This window comes from Streptomyces sp. NBC_01446, assembly GCF_026340095.1.
Classification (GTDB): Bacteria; Actinomycetota; Actinomycetes; order Streptomycetales; family Streptomycetaceae; genus Streptomyces; species Streptomyces aureus.
The window spans coordinates 4,521,625-4,539,845 of record NZ_JAPEPO010000001.1 but is presented as its reverse complement, the minus strand read 5'-3'; the positions used below and the strand labels follow the sequence as shown (position 1 = coordinate 4,539,845).

Below are 18,221 nucleotides of genomic sequence, written 5' to 3'. Positions count from 1 at the left end.
CTCCGCACGACCTGACTAACCGTCAGATACGGCCTGCCTTGCGAGGGGGAGCAGTGAACGACACCGCACACGCCCTGGGCGCCGCCGGGACGCTCTGGGAGCTGATCGAGCGCCGCGCCGCCCTCACCCCCGACACCCCCGTGCTGATCCAGTCCGCTCCCGACGCGAAGGACGACCGGCGCCTGACCTTCGGCGAGCTGCGCGACCGCGGCGAGCGGGTCGCCGCCGGCCTGTACGACATGGGCGTACGCCCCGGCACGGTCGTCGCCTGGCAGCTCCCGACCCGCATCGAGACCGCGCTGCTCTCCTTCGCCCTCGCCCGGATCGGCGCCGTCCAGTCCCCCGTCATCCCCTTCTACCGGGACCGCGAGGTCGGCTTCGCGCTGCGCGAGTCGAAGGCCGAGTTCTTCGCGACCCCGGGCGTGTGGCGCGGCTTCGACCACACGGAGATGGCCCGGCGCCTCGGCGCACGCGGGATCTTCGAGGCGTACGACACGCTGCCCGACGGCGACCCGTCCGTCCTGCCGCCCCCGCCCTCGGACGGCACGTCCGTGCGCTGGATCTACTGGACGTCCGGCACGACCTCCGACCCCAAGGGCGTCCTCCACACCGACCGCTCACTGATCGCCGGCGGCTCCTGCCTCGCGCACGCCCTGCACCTGTCGGCGTCCGACGTCGGCTCGATGGCGTTCCCCTTCGCGCACATAGCGGGCCCCGACTACACGGTCATGCTGCTCCTGTACGGGTTCCCCGCGGTGATGTTCGAGCAGTTCGCGCTGCCGGACGCGCTCGACGGCTACCGGCGCCACGGGGTCACCGTCGCGGGCGGCTCCACCGCCTTCTACTCGATGTTCCTCACCGAACAGCGCAAATCCCCGGCGGACCGGCTCATCCCGACGCTGCGGCTCCTCGCGGGCGGCGGCGCGCCCAAGCCGCCCGAGATCTACCACGCGGTCGTACGGGAGATGGGCTGTCAGCTCACCCACGGATACGGCATGACCGAGGTCCCCATGATCACGATGGGTGCCCCCGACGACACCGCGGAGAACCTCGCCACGACGGAGGGACGGCCCCCCGAGGGCATGGAGATCCGGGTGACGGACGCGGACGGCAAGCGGGTCCCGTACGGCGTGGACGGCGAGGTCAGGCTGCGCGGGGAGGCCGTCTGCCAGGGCTATCTGGACCCCGTGCAGTCCGCGGCCGCCTTCGACGGCGACGGGTTCCTCGTCACCGGCGACCTCGGGCACGTGAGGGACACGGGGCACCTGGTGCTCACCGGGCGGGCCAAGGACATCATCATCCGCAAGGGCGAGAACATCTCCGCGAAGGAGATCGAGGACCTGCTGCACGCGCACCCCGCGGTGGGCGACGCGGCGGTCGTCGGGCTCCCGGACCCGGAGCGCGGCGAGCGGGTGTGCGCGGTCGTCGTCCAGCGCGACGGCACCGAGCCGCTGACCCTGGAGGCGATGGCGTCCCATCTGCGGTCGGAAGGGCTGTCCACCCACAAGCTGCCGGAGCAGCTGGAGCTGGTGGACGCCCTTCCGCGCAACGACACCCTGCGCAAGGTGCTCAAGTACAAGCTGCGCGAGCGCTATTCGGGCACAAGCCCGGTGAGCGCTATTCCGAAACGGTGAAGTAGTGGGCGAAGGCGGTGACGATCTCCTCCTCGGAGATCCGCCCGTCGCCGTCCGCGTCCAGCGCGGCGGCGACCGGGCCCACCAGGGACGGGGCGACACCGAGGACGCGCAGGACACGCTCCGCGGCCGCCGGGGTGAAGCCCGAGCCGCTCTGGTCCGCGACGGCGATGGCGGCCCGCAGGAAGGGACGGGCGATCTCCGCGAACCGCTCCGGGTTGTCCCGCAGCCGCTTCACCGCTCCCGTCACGAACTCCTCGCGGTTGACGCGCTGGTCGCCGTCCACGTCCGCTATGCCGGCCATGCCCTGCCAGAAGGCCTCGGCACCCGCGTAGAGCGCCTGGCCCTTGTCGCAGCGCGCCGTCGTGGTGAACTCGGCGAGCAGACCCTTGGCCGCGGTCACGAAGTCCTCGCGGTCGATGTAGCCGTTGCCGTCCTGGTCGAAGCCGGCGAAGCGGGCAGCGATCCTGCGCTCGTACTCGGCGTGATCGGTGCTCTCGGCGTGGTCCATGTCCCCTCGGCCGCCTCTCGCATCGGTGGTGGTACGGGTCCTGCCCGTCCTCTCGCCAGGGAGCGTACGTCGTGGAGCGGCGCCGGGGGCCCTCACAGCGACGCTTGTGCCAAAACCGGAGAAATTCCGCAACAACTTCCGTGCCCGGCCGCCCTGACACTCGGGTGTGCGTGTGCGTCAGGCCGAGAGGGGCGACGCCTCGTCGTTCACGGCGGACAGCACGTCCGGGTACACCTCGAAGAGGCGGCGCACGCCCAGCGCCGACAGGACGCGGTTGACGTGCGAGCCGTCCTCGGCCCCCTTGGCGGGCAGGATCAGCCGGAGCTCGCCGCGGCAGGAACGCATCAGACGGCGGGCCGCGATCAGCACGCCGACCCCGCTCGAATCGCAGAAGAGGACCTGCGAGAGATCGAGGACGAGGCTGTGCCGGCCGTCCGCGACCGCGTCGTGCACCTGCTGGCGCAGCGCGGGAGAGGTGGCGAGATCCATCTCGCCCGACACCCGCACGACGGCCCAGCCACCCTGCTGTCCCTCGGTCACCCTGAGCGTCACGCGCCACTCCTCTCGTTGATCCGGAACCTCTGCTTACGCTTGCCTTCTCTCGCGGCTGCCCGACCGCGAGGTGCTGAAACACCACTGCAGACGTATCACATATGACCTGGTTAAGACCCAAGTGTTCGGATTTTGGGTCGCTTACGGCACCAAAGGTCCTCGCATCGTGACCGTCTCCTTACCATCCGCATCCGGACAGGTCGACCTTTGCCGCAAAGAACACGTGCGTTGTCGGCGGGTCCGACTACATTCGAGGGAAGGCACACGGTGAGGGGGCCGCATGGCCAGGGAGACTCCGACCCGGTGGGACCGGAGGATGCAGCAGCGGCTCGCGCACGGAGAGGCCGCCGCGCTCGGCGAGCTGTACGACCGCTTCGCGTCCCTCGTGCACGGGCTCGCGCACCGCGTGCTCGGTGACGAGGACGCGGCCGACCGCATCACGCGCGACGTCTTCACCCACGTCTGGGAGAACCCCGACGCCTACGACCCCAAGCAGGGGCCGCTGCGCTCCTGGATCGCCACGCTGACCCACCGGCGCGCGGTCCACCGCCTGCGCCAGACCGAGTCCGCCGCGCTCGTCCGCAGCGGCGAGGGCACCACGGAGGACCTGGAGCGCAGGGTGCGGCACGCCTCCGCCGCCGCCCGCGCCGACTACATCGTCACGTCGATGCCCGCCCCGCTGCGCGCCGCGCTCGAACTGGCCTACTTCCAGCGCAGGGACTACCGCCAGACCGCGGTCGACCTCGGGGTCACCGAGGACGAGGCGCGCCGCCGCCTGCGCCTCGGCCTCCAGCTCCTTTCCACGGCGCACGACAGCGGCACCTCCGGCACCCCGCCGGGACCTCCCGGGTACGGGAGGGCGCTGTGAGCGGCCCCAACCCCTTCGGCAACGCCGAACAGCCCGAGAACCCCGATAACCCCGATAACCCCGATAACCCCGACAACCGTGACGGCTCCGGGGAGCCCGAGGGCGCCGGGCGTTCCGACGCCGCCGCGAGCGCCCGGATACCGACGCCGCGCTCGTCCGTGGAGGACACCGGGCGCCCGCTGCCGGACCACGTCCCCCAGCCGCTCGTCCTGGAGCACCGCGTCCTCAAGTCCCTCCTCGGCGCGTGGGCGCTGGCCGCGTGCTCGGCCGAGGAGAGCGTCGCCGTGGAGGAGCACCTCGGCGGCTGCGGCCCGTGCGCCGAGGAGGCGCTGCGGCTGCGGGACGCCGTGGGCCTGCTGCATGCCGAGGAGAGCCTCGACCTCGACCCGATGCTGCGCTCCCGCGTCCTCGAACGCTGCCTGAACCGGCGTCCGCCCCGCATCCCGGTCCCCGAGTGGGCCACTCCGTACGACGCGGAGACCGCCCGCCTCGACGCCCTGCTCCAGGACATCGGCGACTCCGAGTGGCACGCGCCCATACGGCTTCGCTGGTACGAGGGCGACGACCGGGTCAGCCGCAAGACGACCGTCGCCGGGGTGCTCACACACCTGATGAGCGTGGACGGCCTAGTCGCCGTCGCACTCGGCCTCGACGACCCGCTGTTCGGCGTCACGCCCGAGGAGCGCCGCACCCCGGAGAGCCGCACGGAGACGTTCTGGAAGGCCTCGCACTTCCCGCCGACCCGCGCCGTCCGCGGCCCCTGGCGCGAGCAGTCGCACGCCGTGATCCGCACGGTGTCCTTCGCGGCCGACCCGAGCGGCTCCGCGGGCCGCACCCGCACCTCCGGGCAGCTGTCGGTCCCGTACGGGGACTTCACGCTGCCGCTGCGCGACTCGATGCTGGACCGCGCCTTCGAGTGCTGGGTGCACGCCGAGGACATCGCCGAGGCGGTGGACTACCCGTACGAGCCGCCGTCGCCCCGCCATCTGAACCGCATGATCGACCTGGCGGCCCGGCTCCTGCCCGACTCCCTCGCGGGGCGCCGCCGCGCGGGCCTCGCCGCACCGGCCCGCGGACTCGTCGCCGCGGGCGCGCCGGGCCGCACCCTGCGCCTTGAGGTCGAGGGGGCGGGCGGCGGCGAGTGGCTCATCGCCCTGGACTCCCCCGGCGCGGTCGGCTCGGCGGAGCACGAGGTGGCCCATGTCGCCCTGGACGGCGTCGAGTTCTGCCGCCTGGCGGCCGGTCACGTCACCCCGGAGGAGGCGGCCGCAGGACAGGACGGCGACCGCGAGGCGATCCACGACGTCCTCTACGCGACGGCGTCGCTCAGCAGGATGTGACGGCGCGCCGCGGCACGCGTCATCCCTTGCTGACCGCCGCGAGGATCTCCGGCAGGCGGGCCGCCGTGCGCGGGGCGGCCAGGCGCAGGCCCGCCACGGTGATCCCCGCTCCGTACGCGGCCCCGACCGGCAGCAGCAGCCAGGTCGCGGACTCGGCGCCTGACACGTGCAGCCAGATCGCGACGGCGATGACCGGGGCGCACAGCAGGGCCGCCGCGACCATCCCGCCGAAGATCGATATCCAGGCGAGGCCCGCCTGCCCCGGGGCGACGTTCTTGTAGCCCTCCTGGGGGATCGAGTACGGGAAGCGGGCCGACGACCAGGCGCCGGTCGCGAGCATCGCGCCGAGCAGGGCGAAGGAGAGGCCGAGGACCTCGGGCAGGGCCCGCCAGTCGCCGAGCATCGCCGTCGTGACGACGGTGACCAGCGTCGCGTAGGGCAGGGTGATCGTCAGGAGGGCGAGGGCGCGGCCGCGCAGTTCGACGTAGGCGTCGTGCGGCGAGGAGATGGTCATGGCGACCATCCAGAACGCCGAGGTGTCCTGCCCGAACTGGTTGTACATCTGGATGCCGAGCATTCCGGCGGCGAAGCACGCGAAGTAGATGGAGCCGGTGCCCTGGAGCGCGTTGAAGACCGGCACGATCAGGCCGATGGCGAGGGACGTCACCCAGGCCGCCTTCGTCTTCGGATCGCGCCACACATAGCGCAGGGCGCGCTCCATGACCGTGCCCGTGCGGCCGTCGGGCAGGAGGCGGGGGCCGCGGGACGTGCGCCTGCGGCGGGTGGGTTCGGCGGCCTGGAGCGTGGAGCCGTCGGGGGACGTCATGAGGCGCGTCAGGGCGCGCTGCCAGGCGTACAGGAGTCCGGCGAGGGCGGCCGCGCACAGGACGAGGCGGGCCGCCGCGACGCCGTACGAGCCATGGCTGACCGCGTCGACGGCGCCGATCGCGGACGCCGGCGGAATCCAGGCCAGTACGTCGCCCGCCGGGTCGAGCGCCCCGAGTCCTCCGGACGAACCGAGCTTCTGCGCACCGAAGTTGACGACCTGTGCGCCGACGGCGATGACGAGCCCGCTGAGGACGGCGAGGTCGCGTCCCTTGCGGCTGGTGAGCAGCCGGATGTTGGCGGCGGCCACGGCGCGGGCGAGGGCGACGCAGGTGAGCAGGGTGAGGGCGACGGCCAGGACCGCGACGGCGTACGCGGCCGCCCCGTGTGCCAGGGCGATCACCGCGCCGACCGCGAGGCAGAGCGTGAACAAGGGGCCGATCCCGACGAGGGACGCGATGAGCAGGCCCCTCACGAGCGGACGCGGACGCAGCGGGAGCATGAGGAGGCGCGTCGGGTCGAGGGTCTCGTCGCCGGAGGGGAAGAAGAGCGGCATCACCGCCCAGCCGAGGGCGAGTACGGCGGTGAGGATGACGCAGAGCGTCACCGCGTGCGTACTGCCGCGCAGGGCGATCAGGCCGATGAGCTGGAGCGCGGCGACGAGGAGTACGACGACGAGCGTGGCGATGTAGGCGGCGCGGCGGCCCGTGGACCCGCGCAGGCCGTTGCGCAGGAGTGCCAGCTTGAGGCGGACCAGCGTGACGGTCGTCGTGGTCACCGGGCCCCTCCCAGCCAGTCCAGGTCGGAGGTGGTGTCGCGGCTGTTCGCGCCGACGAGTTCGAGGAACGCCTGCTGGAGGGAGGGCGCGTCGCCGCGCACTTCGGCGAGGGGCCCCTGCGCGCGGATGCGGCCGGCGGCCATGACGGCGACCCAGTCACAGAGCGACTCGACGAGCTCCATGACGTGGGAGGAGAAGACGACGGTCGCCCCGGAGCCGGTGTAGCGCTCCAGGACGCCGCGGATGGTCTGCGCGGAGACCGGGTCGACGCCCTCGAACGGCTCGTCGAGGAAGAGGACTTCGGGGTTGTGGAGGAGCGCGGCGGCGAGCCCGATCTTCTTGCGCATGCCGGTCGAGTAGTCGACGACGAGTTTGTGCTGGGCCCCGGAGAGGTCGAGCACGTCGAGGAGCTGCGCGGCGCGCTTGTCGACCTCGGCACCGGGCAGGCCGCGCAACCTGCCCGTGTACGCGAGAAGTTCGTGACCCGAGAGCCGCTCGAACAGGCGCAGGCCCTCGGGGAGCACACCGACGCGGGCCTTCACCTCGACGGGGTCGCGCCACACGTCGCGGCCGACGACCTCGACGGTGCCCCGGTCGGGCCGGAGCAGTCCGGTGACCATGGACAGGGTGGTCGTCTTTCCCGCGCCGTTCGGCCCGACGAGGCCGATGAACTTGCCCGCGGGAAAGGCGAGATCGATCCCCGCGACGGCGACGCTCTGGCCGAACGCCTTCCAGAGGTCCTTCACGCGTACGGCCGGCGCACCGGCCTCGGTCCCCGCCTCGGTCACTGTGCCGCCCGCCGTCCTTCGTCGCCGTCACCCTCCCCAAGCGCTCGACTCCGCCATCGAGCAGGGGCCCCGTCCGCACGATACGTGGCCGCGGGACGCGCTGTTGTGTTCTACCGGCGGCCTTCCCGTCCGCACGCGTACGCCAGTGGGGAGATGAGCTCCTCGGCGTCCGGCAGCCAGCGGTTCGCTGCGGTGGGGCGGCAGGCCCACTGGACGGCGCCCCGGCCGCCGAAGCGGGTGGGCGGCGCGGCGATGTAGGAGCCCTCGCCGAGCGCGTCCAGGTCGAGGGAGGCGGGCGGCCAGCCCAGCTTGCGGACCAGGTCGGGGACCTTCGCGGCGGCGCCCGGCAGGACGAAGAACTGCATCCGGCGGTCGGGGGTGCAGGTGACCGGGCCGAGGGTGAGTTCCATGCGCTCCATGCGGGCCAGGGCCAGGAACCCGGCGGTCTCGGGCACGTCGATCGCGTCGAACGTGCGCCCCGTCGGCAGCAGGATCGAGGCGGCGGGCCGCTTGGACCACAGCCGCCGGGCGGCGGTCGCGCTCCCGGTGGCCTGGTTCGCCCAGTCCTCGCGCGCGTGGTGGGCACCGGGGGCCGCGCACCTGGCGTCGCCGCAGGAGCAGTGCTGCCTGCCCTCGGCGACCTCCAGCCAGGTGCCGGGGAACACGTCCCAGTGGCGTTCCTCCGCGTAGCGCACGGCGGCGTCGAGGAGGGCCTCTCCGCGCTGCTTGGGGATCTGGGGAGGCGAGGTGACGGACGAGGTGACTGCCGAGGTGACTCCGATGGTCTCTTCCACGAGGTTCTCAACTCCCGCCGCCACCCGGGGTTACGGGCGCACGCGCGCGGGGGCCTGCAGCACCGATTCCGCACGTGGGGCGCATGGATGCATGGGCGGGGGCGCGCGGGAGGAATGACCCCGGCCGGGGGGTAGCCAGCCCGGAGGACCAGACGAGGGTGCTGTCCACCGACCGGCTACCAGTTGGGGCTCTTGCTTGTTTTTGCCCTTCTTTGTGACGCATCTTCCGTTTGATCTCAGGGCATTGATCACCTCAAGGCGGGCCCGGCCAGGAGTGTGACGACAGGCCCGAGTCCGCCCGATGGTCCACGGTGCACACAGGGGGTATACGCCATGGCCGCAAGGCCTCTCGTAGCGCGACAGCCCAACGAACGGCTGCAGGCGCTCATCCAGGAAGCCGGCTGCTCGAACGCCGGACTGGCCCGCCGGGTCAACATGTGCGGATCGGAGCACGGCCTCGACCTGCGCTACGACAAGACTTCGGTGGCGCGCTGGCTGCGCGGCCAGCAGCCGCGCGGCCGGGCGCCCGGCATCATCGCCGAGGCCATCGGCCGCAAGCTCGGCCGCACGGTCACGATCGACGAGATCGGCATGGCCAACGGCAAGAACCTCGCCTCGGGCGTCGGTCTCCAGTTCTCGCCGACCGTCCTCGGCGCCATTGAGCAGGTGTGCGAGCTGTGGCGCAGCGACGTGGGACGCAGGGACTTCCTGTCCGGGTCGTCGGTTGCCTCGTCCGCACTGGTCGAACCGAGCCGGGACTGGCTGATCTCCGTACCCGACTCACAGGTCGCGCGGTCGGCGGGGCCGCGGGTCGGGACGTCGGACGTGGCGGCCGTGCGGGCGATGACCCAGGCGCTGACGGACCTTGACCACCAGTACGGCAGCGGGCATGTGCGGCCAGTGGTCGTCCACTATCTGAACAGCGTGGTGTCGGGGCTGCTCGCGGGCTCGTACCGGGAGGCCGTGGGGCGTGAACTGTTCGCGGCGGTCGCCCGGTTGACGGAGCTGGCCGGGTACATGGCCGTCGACACGGGACAGCCGGGCCTCGCCCAGCGGTACTACATCCAGTCGCTGCGCCTCGCCCAGGCCGCCGGGGACCGCGGATACGGCGGATACGTACTGGCCGCGTCCATGAGCCACTTGGCGGCGCAGCTCGGCAATCCGCGTGAGATCGCCCAGTTGGCGCGCGCGGCGCAGGAGGGTGCGCGCGGGCGGGTGACCCCGCGTGCGGAGGCGATGTTCTACGCGGCCGAGGCGCGCGGACACGCCCTGCTCGGGGACGCGCGGGCCACGCAGGCGGTGGCGGGCAGCGCGCTGGCCGCGCTGGAGCGGGCCGAGCCGGACTCGGGCGACGACCCGGCCTGGATCGCGCACTTCGACGCCGCCTATCTCGCGGACGAACTGGCGCACTGCTACCGGGACTTGGGACAGGCGGAGGCCGCGCGGCGGCAGGCCGAGGCGTCCCTGGCCGGGCACCCTCAGTCGCGGGCACGGCGCAGGGCGATCGGTCTGGTGCTGCTCGCCACGGCGCAGGTGCAGCAGCGCGAGATCGAGCAGGCCTGCCAGACGGGGACGCGCGCGGTGGAACTCCTCGGCACGCTGCGCTCCAACCGGGGCGCCGAGTACCTGGACGACTTCAGGCAGCGCCTGGAGCCGTACCGGGACGAACCCGTGGTCCGGGAGTTCGGTGCGCGCCTCGATCTTCAGGCGGCGTGAAGTTTTGTGAGCGGCGTGCAGGAGACGTACGCGTGAAGCTTGTGTGACGGACGCCTCAACCCGCTTGGGGAGGGCGCTAATCAGCGTTCCACAGGCTTGTTTTGTTACTTGAGGGTGTGGGGAGGCTGTGGGGTTCTGAGCTGCGTGGCACGTGTGTGCGGGGACCCGGTAGCGTGAGCCGACGATTCCGAAGGTCCCCCAGTCGTAGGAGTCCCGGTGACGCAGCAGAGCGGACAGGGCGAGGATCCGCACCTTCCCTCGGTGCGGCAGGCACACGAAGGCGTCGTGCTGCCCGCCGACGGCAGCGAGCCCTTGCTGCCGGGTACCTTCGGCGACCAGTCGCACGTCGCCCCCTCGGGCGGCAGCCCCTGGGGCCAGCCGTGGGGCCCCGAGTCCGCGCAGGCGGCCTCCGGCGGCCCGATGCCCACGTACGAGTGGGGCGCGCCGTCCGCGTCGCCCGCGCTGCCGGGTGAGAACGCGCCGCACGCTGCGGCCCCGCTGCCCCCGGCCGCGCCGCAGCAGCACTACTCCGCGCCGCTGCCGCCCGCCGGCGCCCCGGCCGCCCCGCTGCCGACGGACGCCGCACCGTACGGCTCCGCGCCGATGCCGCCGGCCTCCGCCTCGGACGCGACGCAGTACATAGCCCCGACCGCGCCCTCCGACGCGGACGCCACGCAGTACATGGCGCCGGTCGCGCCCGGGGCCCTGCCGCCCGAGGTCCCCGCCGACGCCACCCAGTACCTGGGCCGCGCGAACGCCCCCGGCCAGATGCCGCCGCCCCAGCAGCAGCCGTACGGCTCCGCGCCCATGCCGCCCGCGGGCACCGACAGCGATGCCACGCAGTACATCGCGCCCGTGCCCTCGCCGCCGCCGAGCGCGCCCTACGGCATCCGTCCCGGCGCCCCCGGCGACCGCCAGCCCCCGGCCGAGTTCGACAGCCTCTTCCGCACCGAGCCGGAGCCGGACGCGCCCGCCTCGACTCAGCAGATGCCCCGCTTCGACCCGCGCGCCGGCGGACCCGCGGGCCCCGGCGGACCGGGCGGACCCGGACGACCCGGCCCGGCCGGGCAGCCGCAGGCCCCGTACGAGCCCACCGGGCGGGCCGCCGCCCGCAAGGGCCAGAGCCGCACCGGCTCGAAGGTGCCGCTCATCGCCGCCGTCGGCGTCGGCATCCTCGTCGTCGGCATCGGCGCGGGCGCCCTCATCAGCAGCGGGGGCGACGAGAACAAGGGCGACGACGCCAAGCCCGCCGCCGCGACCGGTGCGCCGGACAGCTCGTCCCCGACGCCCGCCGACCCCGCCAAGGCGCAGGCGGTCGCCCTCGACAAGCTCCTCGCCGACTCGAACAACAGCCGCGACACGGTGATCAGGGCCGTCGCGAACATCGGTGCCTGCAAGGACCTCGGCAAGGCCGCCGGCGACCTGCGCGGCGCCGCCACCCAACGCACCGGGCTCGTGACCCGGCTCGCCGGGCTCTCCGTGGACAAGCTGCCCGACCACGCCGCGCTGACGCAGGCCCTCACCAAGGCGTGGCAGGCCTCCGCCTCCGCGGACAGCCACTACGCGGCGTGGGCCGACCAGGCGGCGGGCAAGAACGGCTGCAAGAAGGGCCACGCCAAGCCCACCCCACAGCGCCGCGCGGGCGACCAGGCCAGCGGCACGGCCTCCACGCAGAAGACCCAGGCGTCGAAGCTGTGGAACACCATCGCGGCGCAGTGGAACCTCCCGCAGCGCAAGCCGTTCCAGCTCTAGCCGATGTGCCGGCTCCGGCCGGCACGGAGGCGGCCTGAGCGGGCTCAGCCCGTGGGGGTCGCCTCCAGCGTCCGCGACACGTCGACGAGTCCGCGGCGCGCGGCCACGAGCCGCCCGTCGCGCACCACCTGGAAGGTGACGTCGGCGTTGACGAGCCGCGGGAAGCCGCGGGCCGCGATCATGTCCTCGAAGCGCCAGCTCAGCGTCGGCGTCAGCCCGCCCGTGCGCACCTTCAGGCCGCCGTCGAGCGCCCCGCGCACCGTGTGCGCCGTCACGTCACCGTCGCCGAGCGACTCGACGACCTGCTTCAGGACGGTGTACGCGATCCACGTCGTCTGCACGCCCGCGTCCGCCGGGTCGATCCGGTTGTCGCCGAACGCCTGCTCGCTGATGACCTTGCGCATCGTCGCCCACCGCCGGTCGGTCGCCACCGGGTACCAGCCGGTGACGTACGCCCCTTCGTAGACGCCCGACTTGCCGCCCGAGCGGTCGATGACCGTCTGGTCGACGCTGCCGAGGACGGTCGAGATCCGCACCTTCGGATAGGAGTCGCGGGTGCGGCGGAACGAGTCGAAGAACGTGTCCGTGCGGTCGCCGAGGACCGCCGTGACGCAGCCCTTCCCGACCGGGTCGGCGCCGGCCCGCAGGAGCGCCTGACGGGCCTGCTCCGTGTAGTCGGTGGCGTCCTCGGCGGCGCGCACGTCGGACGCGCGGTTGCGGCCCGCGGACAGGCCCGTGTCGAGGAGCAGCGGCAGCTGGTCGCCGGCGACGGTGTCGGGGCGCACGAGCGAGGTGCGGTCGCAGCCCGCGGCGGCCAGCTGCCGGCCGTTCCCGGCCATCAGGGCGGGCTGGCCGCCGTTGACCGGATACGACAGGGGGCTGGCGAACTCCTCGTCGGTGACGCCGTAGCCGCCGATGTAGGGGATGCCTGCGGACTCCAGAGGCCCGAGGAAGGAGCGGGCGTGCTGACTGTAGGAGCCGACGACCGCGACGGCGTTCTGCTCGACGGCGTCCCTGGCGCAGCGGGCGGCGCCCACGGTGTCGTTGTTGTCGTTGCAGGTGATGACCCTGAGGTCGCGACCGCCGATGCCGCCGTGGGCGTTGACCCAGCGCGCGTAGGCGCGTGCCATGGCGGGCATGCCGGGCATGTTGGTCGCCTGGGTCTTCTCGGGCGCCCATGTCATCACCGTGATGGGGTCCTTGGAGCCCCCGGTGACGTCGGAGACGAGTCCGCATCCGGCGGCGAGCGACGCACAAGCCGCCCACACCGCCGCCGAAAGCACGGTGGAACGAAGGGTGCGGGAGGTGCGCGGGATGGTGGTGCGACGCCGGCCAGTCATGAACCTGCACGATTCCGCCGCATCCCTAACCCGCGAGTGACCCCCGGTCAACGCGCGGTGACGTGGAGGTGAATTACGGGGGTCGGGACGGGCCGAAGCGAACGGCACGTACGATCGATGACCGTGCAAAGCTCGGAGAAGTCTTCCCGTCGCGGCCGTCGCTCCTCCACCATGGGCGGCATGCCACTCAACGACATGCCGTGGTGGCGCTGGCGCAGCAATGTGCGCTCCGCGCTGCACATGCTCTCCGACCCCGCGTTCCAGCGAAACGTCTGGCTCGCGGGTGTGGACGGGTTCGGGGACGTCACCGACGCCGTGTACCGCCTCGTCGAGGACACCTGGCTCGACAACTGGTCCGCCGAGAAGTACGTCGGCACGATCTTCCGTGACTCCCAGGAGGCACAGCTCGTCGACACCGCCGTGCTGCGCGTGCTGCGGATCATGCACCAGGTGGGCCCCGACGCCCCCGTCTCCGCCTATCTCGACCACCACGCCTGGCCGGAAGCGGTGCACTCCGCGCGGGACGCGCACGTCGCGCTCGCCACGAGCGACGGCGACGACCCCGACGCGGCACCCCGCACCCTCGAAGTCCTGCGGATCATGACGCGCGCGGCCTGAGCGCCGCGCGGCTGCCGTCCGAACAGCGGGACGGCGGCCCGGCAGGGGTTACGTGTATGGGACCCTTGCCCGCATGAATGAGCAGTCCCACGCGTCCGGCGCCCCCGGCGGCGAGCAGTACGTCCTGACTCTCTCCTGCCCCGACAAGCAGGGCATCGTGCACGCCGTGTCGAGCTATCTCTTCATGACCGGCTGCAACATCGAGGACAGCCAGCAGTTCGGCGACCACGACACGGGCCTGTTCTTCATGCGGGTCCACTTCTCGGCGGACGCGCCCGTCACGGCGGAGAAGCTGCGGGCCAGCTTCGCCGCGATCGGCGACGCCTTCCACATGGACTGGCAGATCCACCGCTCCGCGGAGCGGATGCGCGTCGTCCTGATGGTGTCGAAGTTCGGCCACTGCCTGAACGACCTGCTGTTCCGCGCCCGGATCGGCGCCCTGCCCGTCGACATCGCGGCGGTCGTCTCGAACCACACGGACTTCGCGGAGCTCGTGAAGTCGTACGACATCCCCTTCCACCACATCCCGGTGACGAGGGACAACAAGCCCGAGGCCGAGGCGCAGATCCTCGACCTGGTGCGCGCCGAGGGTGTCGAACTGGTCGTCCTGGCCCGCTACATGCAGGTCCTCTCGGACGACCTGTGCAAGGAGCTCAGCGGGCGGATCATCAACATCCACCACTCGTTCCTGCCGAGCTTCAAGGGCGCCAAGCCGTACCACCAGGCACACGCGCGGGGCGTGAAGCTGATCGGCGCGACCGCGCACTATGTGACGGCCGACCTCGACGAGGGCCCGATCATCGAGCAGGAGGTCGAGCGCGTCGGCCACGACGTGACGCCGGACCAGCTCGTGGCGATCGGCCGCGACGTGGAGTGCCAGGCACTGGCCCGCGCCGTGAAGTGGCACGCCGAGCGCCGGATCCTGCTGAACGGGCGCCGGACGGTCGTCTTCACCTGATCACAGGTGTCCGGGCTCGTCCGCACACGCAGACGACCCGCGAGCCAGGTCTCCTCCCGTACGGAACGGGCGGAAGCCGGCCGGACGTACCGGCGGCTCGCGGGTCGGGCGACTGCTTGGGATTGGGCCGGCTGCACGCAGCTCTCACGTGCTGGTCCGGCGCCGAAGCCGAGATGCGACGCCGGGCTGCTAGCCCGCAGTCACCTCACGCGTCCGGTATTCATACATCTGCCGAACCACCTCCCTTCGTGTGTACCTCCACCCTAAGAAGGGTCCGGGAAGCCTTCAAGTGAATTAACGGGCCCACGGCTCGGCCCGTGCGCGAGGTCGTAGGCTGTGATCAAGGACGGAACGTTCCCCCCGGATCTCCGGGGCGCAACGATTTCCCCGAACTCCGTGTGTGCTGCGTCACGTTCGAGTTGAATGATCTGAAGTGCGGAACACGCGGACACAGCCTGCAGGGGGTGCCAGGTGAGTGCTTCCCGGCGTAGTGGGGCCACCGACGAACTCGGGCCCGATGAGCCCGAGCGGGACGGGGCCGATCTTCTTGCCGCGTTGCTCGACGGGATGGACGCCGCGCTCTGCGCGTTCGACGCCGACGGGATCGTGACCCATTGGAACCGGGAGGCCGAGCGGATCCTCGGCTGGTCCGCGGCCGAGGCCGTGGGACGGCGCGGGTTCTCCGGATGGGCGGTGCGCGCCGCCGACGCCGACGAGGTCGAGGCCCGGCTGACGGCCGCGATGCGGGCGCCGGGCCGGCAGGTCCACGAGTTCGCACTGCTCACCAAGGACGGCGGGCGGATCCTCGTACGTACGCAGTCCGCCGCGGTGCGCGGGCCCGACGGCAAGCCGGCCGGGCTGTACTGCGCGTTCAGCGAGGTGCACACGCAGATCGACCTGGAGCGGTCGATCGCCCTGAGCGAGGCCCTCTTCGAGGACGCGTCCTGGGGAGTCGTCCTCGTCGACGCCGATCTGCGGCCCGCCGTCGTGAACGTGCATGCCGCGCGGGCCCTCGGCTCCGGCCGCACCGCGCTGCTCGGACGCCCCCTCGGCGACCTGATCTCGCAGGGCGTCGAGGAGCTGGAGAGCGCGCTCGCCCATGTGCTCGCGGAGGGCGCCCCACCGGTCCCCGCCGAGCTGTGGGTGACGGTGCGGCTCCCGGAGGGCGACGCGCGCAGGTGCTGGCGCAGCGGCTTCGTGCGGCTCGCCTCACCGCTGGCCGAGGAACCCGTACCGCTGGGCGTCGGATGGCTGTTCCAGGACGTCACCGAGGCCAAGCGGACGGAACAGGAGGCGGCGCAGCTGCGGTTCCGGGCCAACCAGCTGCACCGGGCCACGCGGGCCGCCGCCGAGTGCGAGGACCCGGCGGAAGCGGCGACCATCCATCTGGACTTCGCGCTGGCCGGGTTCGCCGACCACGCGCTGATCGACCTGGTCGTCGGCGACGAGCAGGCCGACGGCGGTGCCGACGGGGACCCCACGGAACCGGTGTGCCTCGCGCGGGCGGCCGCGACACCTTCGGGGGCGCCGGGGCCGAGCCTGCTGGTGACGCGCACGACGCTGCCCGTGCGCTATCCGGAGGGCCACCCGGCGCTGCAGTGCGTGGAGCGCACGGGTTCGGTCCGGGCGAGCGCGAGCGGGCGTGACGCGGCGCGGACGCGCGAGTGGGCCGAGGCCAGACAGTGGCCCGAGGGCACGGTGCACGCCCTGTGCGCGGTGCTGCGCAGCCGGGCGCGCACGCTGGGCGTGGTGACGTTCCTGCGCGGGCCCAGCCGTACGCAGTTCGAGCGGACCGACGCCACGTACGCGGAGAGCGTCGCGGCGCGGATCGCCGGGACGCTCGACCTGGCGCGGGTCCTCGACCGGTAGCCGCGCCCCCGGCCTCAGCGGCGGTAGAAGATCCGGTCGCCGTACTCGGTGAAGATGCGGCCGTTCCACTCGTGGCCGCCGTCCACGTTCCCCGAGCGCAGGAGCGGCGGCTGGATGCCGCGGTCGGCGAGCTCGGCCGCGGCCGTCGCCATGGTGGCCTGCATCAGAGCGCTGGCCACCATCGTGGAGGCCGGCCCGAAGGGGGCGTCGACGGTGTCGTACGTGAGCTCCGCGTCACCGACCTCGATCTTGGAGTCGAGGACGATGTCGCAGTGGTCCTTGAGGAACGTCCCCGACGCATGGCGGGACTTCGTCTCCTCGGCGTACGCCACGGACGTCACGCCGATCACGCGCAGGCCCAGCTCGCGGGCGTTCATCGCCATCTCCACGGGCAGGGAGTTGCGGCCGGACAGCGAGATGATCACGAGGGTGTCGCCCGCCCGGACGGGGCTGGAGTCCAGGACGGCACCCGCGAGCCCGTCGACGCGTTCGAGGGCGGAGCCCAGCGTGGCGGGCATGACGTCGACGCCTACGACTCCGGGCACGGACAGCAGGTTCATCAGGGCGAGTCCGCCCGCGCGGTAGACGACGTCCTGCGCGGCGAGCGAGGAGTGCCCCGCGCCGAACGCGAAGAGCCGGCCGCCGTCGGCGACCGTGTCGGCGATGAGCGTGCCGGCGGCCGCGATGTTGCGGTCCTCCTCGTCGCGCACCCGCCTCAGCAGGCCGATCGCGGCGTCGAGGTACTGACCGGCCAGCTTGCTGTCGCTCATCGGCGACGCCCCCTTCGTGGTCCCTGGCTGCGTCCCTTACTGCCCGCATGCCGCGCATCACGTTGCGGTCCGGACCAGTGCCCTGTCAATACGTTCCCGCCGTACGGAGCCCGGTTCCCCCGGCGCGGCACGGTTGTCAGCGCTATGCGTCAGAATTGGGTTCAGGGCCAGCGCACGAGCTAGCGGTGAGCTAGCAGAGCTAATCGAGGGGCACGTATGTCCGGACTGATCGACACCACGGAGATGTATCTCCGCACCATCCTCGAGCTCGAAGAGGAAGGTGTGGTCCCCATGCGCGCCCGGATCGCCGAGCGGCTGGACCAGAGCGGCCCGACGGTGAGCCAGACCGTGGCCCGTATGGAGCGCGACGGCCTGGTGGCCGTGGCCACGGACCGCCACCTGGAGCTGACGGACGAGGGCCGCCGGCTGGCCACGCGCGTGATGCGCAAGCACCGCCTCGCCGAGTGTCTGCTCGTCGACGTGATCGGCCTGGAGTGGGAGCAGGTGCACGCGGAGGCCTGCCGCTGGGAGCACGTGATGAGCGAGGCGGTCGAGCGCCGCGTGCTCGAGCTGCTGCGGCACCCGACCGAGTCGCCGTACGGGAACCCGATCCCGGGGCTCGAGGAGCTGGGCGAGAAGGACGGCGCGGACCCGTTCCTCGACGAGGGCATGGTGTCCCTCGCCGATCTCGACCCGGGCTCGGACGGCAAGACGGTCGTGGTGCGCCGGATCGGTGAGCCGATCCAGACGGACGCGCAGCTGATGTACACACTGCGGCGTGCGGGCATCCAGCCGGGCTCCGTGGTCAGCGTGACGGCGTCGCCGGGCGGAGTCCTGGTGGGCAGCAGCGGTGAGGCGGCGGAGCTGGCGGCGGACATCGCCTCGCACGTGTTCGTCGCCAAGCGCTGAGCCGGACACCGGACGCCCCGGCCCGGGGCAACTTACCGACGCGTCAACTCCTGTTCCCACAGGCACAGTTGGGACGTCACCGCATTCGCTGAGAACTCTCACAGAAAGCAAGATTCACTGCGCGGAATCGCAGCGCGCGGACGTTTTGCGTGCAAGGCTGTCGCGAGAGGCATATGACCTGAGGACTCTTGACCGTCTC

16 protein-coding genes are annotated in these 18,221 nt (G+C 72.3%); 9 read left to right on the top strand and 7 right to left on the bottom strand.

The genetic code is table 11. The annotated features are described in order from the left end of the window. The first annotated feature begins 53 nt into the window (after positions 1 to 53). The gene (locus tag OG456_RS20465; protein ID WP_266563041.1) at positions 54 to 1,634 is read left to right on the top strand and encodes a class I adenylate-forming enzyme family protein; all 1,581 of its coding nucleotides are present in this window, start codon (positions 54 to 56) and stop codon (positions 1,632 to 1,634) included. Here OG456_RS20465 and OG456_RS20460 read toward each other — a convergent pair. Beyond that, entirely contained in the window at positions 1,618 to 2,145 is a 528-nt protein-coding gene (locus tag OG456_RS20460; RefSeq protein WP_266563039.1) for an EF-hand domain-containing protein, read from the bottom strand. The two genes, OG456_RS20465 and OG456_RS20460, sit on opposite strands and share 17 nt — an antisense overlap. 177 nt (positions 2,146 to 2,322) lie before the next feature. Next, positions 2,323 to 2,697, bottom strand: coding sequence for an STAS domain-containing protein (locus OG456_RS20455; protein ID WP_100596019.1), 375 nt, complete (start codon positions 2,695 to 2,697; stop codon positions 2,323 to 2,325). 280 nt (positions 2,698 to 2,977) lie between these two features. Here OG456_RS20455 and OG456_RS20450 point away from each other — a divergent pair, with 280 nt between their 5' ends. Further along, positions 2,978 to 3,565 carry a sigma-70 family RNA polymerase sigma factor gene (locus OG456_RS20450; RefSeq protein ID WP_266563035.1) on the top strand — a complete coding sequence of 196 codons (588 nt, stop codon included), beginning with the start codon at positions 2,978 to 2,980 and terminating at the stop codon, positions 3,563 to 3,565. Further along, positions 3,562 to 4,905, top strand: coding sequence for a zf-HC2 domain-containing protein (locus OG456_RS20445; RefSeq protein ID WP_266563033.1), 1,344 nt, complete (start codon positions 3,562 to 3,564; stop codon positions 4,903 to 4,905). The genes OG456_RS20450 and OG456_RS20445 overlap by 4 nt, the downstream gene beginning before the upstream one ends. Positions 4,906 to 4,924: 19 nt before the next feature. On the opposite strand, the gene OG456_RS20440 is transcribed toward OG456_RS20445, so the two are convergent. The 3 genes from OG456_RS20440 to OG456_RS20430 form a co-directional block, all read right to left on the bottom strand. Next, positions 4,925 to 6,508, bottom strand: a complete 1,584-nt coding sequence (locus OG456_RS20440) for a transporter (RefSeq protein ID WP_266563031.1) — start codon at positions 6,506 to 6,508, stop codon at positions 4,925 to 4,927. Then, positions 6,505 to 7,296 carry an ABC transporter ATP-binding protein gene (locus OG456_RS20435; protein ID WP_266563029.1) on the bottom strand — a complete coding sequence of 264 codons (792 nt, stop codon included), beginning with the start codon at positions 7,294 to 7,296 and terminating at the stop codon, positions 6,505 to 6,507. The genes OG456_RS20440 and OG456_RS20435 overlap by 4 nt, the downstream gene beginning before the upstream one ends. A gap of 110 nt (positions 7,297 to 7,406) precedes the next feature. Beyond that, positions 7,407 to 8,090 (bottom strand): bifunctional DNA primase/polymerase, encoded by a 684-nt coding sequence (locus OG456_RS20430; protein ID WP_266563027.1) that lies wholly within the window; start codon positions 8,088 to 8,090, stop codon positions 7,407 to 7,409. Positions 8,091 to 8,423: 333 nt separating this feature from the next. On the opposite strand from OG456_RS20430, the gene OG456_RS20425 reads away from it, so the two are divergent. Both OG456_RS20425 and OG456_RS20420 read left to right on the top strand, forming a co-directional pair. Then, on the top strand, positions 8,424 to 9,806 hold the full coding sequence (locus OG456_RS20425; RefSeq protein ID WP_266563025.1) for a transcriptional regulator: 1,383 nt from the start codon (positions 8,424 to 8,426) through the stop codon (positions 9,804 to 9,806). A gap of 216 nt (positions 9,807 to 10,022) precedes the next feature. Continuing rightward, positions 10,023 to 11,558 carry a hypothetical protein gene (locus OG456_RS20420; protein WP_266563023.1) on the top strand — a complete coding sequence of 512 codons (1,536 nt, stop codon included), beginning with the start codon at positions 10,023 to 10,025 and terminating at the stop codon, positions 11,556 to 11,558. A gap of 44 nt (positions 11,559 to 11,602) precedes the next feature. On the opposite strand, the gene OG456_RS20415 is transcribed toward OG456_RS20420, so the two are convergent. Next, complete coding sequence (locus OG456_RS20415; protein ID WP_266563021.1) at positions 11,603 to 12,898, bottom strand: ABC transporter substrate-binding protein; 1,296 nt, start codon at positions 12,896 to 12,898, stop codon at positions 11,603 to 11,605. A gap of 117 nt (positions 12,899 to 13,015) precedes the next feature. Here OG456_RS20415 and OG456_RS20410 point away from each other — a divergent pair, with 117 nt between their 5' ends. From OG456_RS20410 to OG456_RS20400, 3 genes are all read left to right on the top strand, one after another. Next, on the top strand, positions 13,016 to 13,516 hold the full coding sequence (locus OG456_RS20410) for a hypothetical protein (protein WP_116512416.1): 501 nt from the start codon (positions 13,016 to 13,018) through the stop codon (positions 13,514 to 13,516). 73 nt (positions 13,517 to 13,589) lie between these two features. Then, positions 13,590 to 14,474, top strand: a complete 885-nt coding sequence (gene purU, locus OG456_RS20405) for a formyltetrahydrofolate deformylase (protein WP_266563018.1) — start codon at positions 13,590 to 13,592, stop codon at positions 14,472 to 14,474. Between the two features lie 471 nt (positions 14,475 to 14,945). Beyond that, positions 14,946 to 16,343 (top strand): PAS domain-containing protein, encoded by a 1,398-nt coding sequence (locus OG456_RS20400; protein ID WP_266563016.1) that lies wholly within the window; start codon positions 14,946 to 14,948, stop codon positions 16,341 to 16,343. Between the two features lie 14 nt (positions 16,344 to 16,357). Here the strand turns inward: OG456_RS20400 and OG456_RS20395 are convergent, their stop codons facing one another. Then, on the bottom strand, positions 16,358 to 17,113 hold the full coding sequence (locus tag OG456_RS20395) for an SIS domain-containing protein (protein ID WP_266563014.1): 756 nt from the start codon (positions 17,111 to 17,113) through the stop codon (positions 16,358 to 16,360). 216 nt (positions 17,114 to 17,329) lie between these two features. On the opposite strand from OG456_RS20395, the gene OG456_RS20390 reads away from it, so the two are divergent. Further along, positions 17,330 to 18,022 carry a metal-dependent transcriptional regulator gene (locus OG456_RS20390; RefSeq protein ID WP_266563012.1) on the top strand — a complete coding sequence of 231 codons (693 nt, stop codon included), beginning with the start codon at positions 17,330 to 17,332 and terminating at the stop codon, positions 18,020 to 18,022. Positions 18,023 to 18,221: the final 199 nt, after the last annotated feature.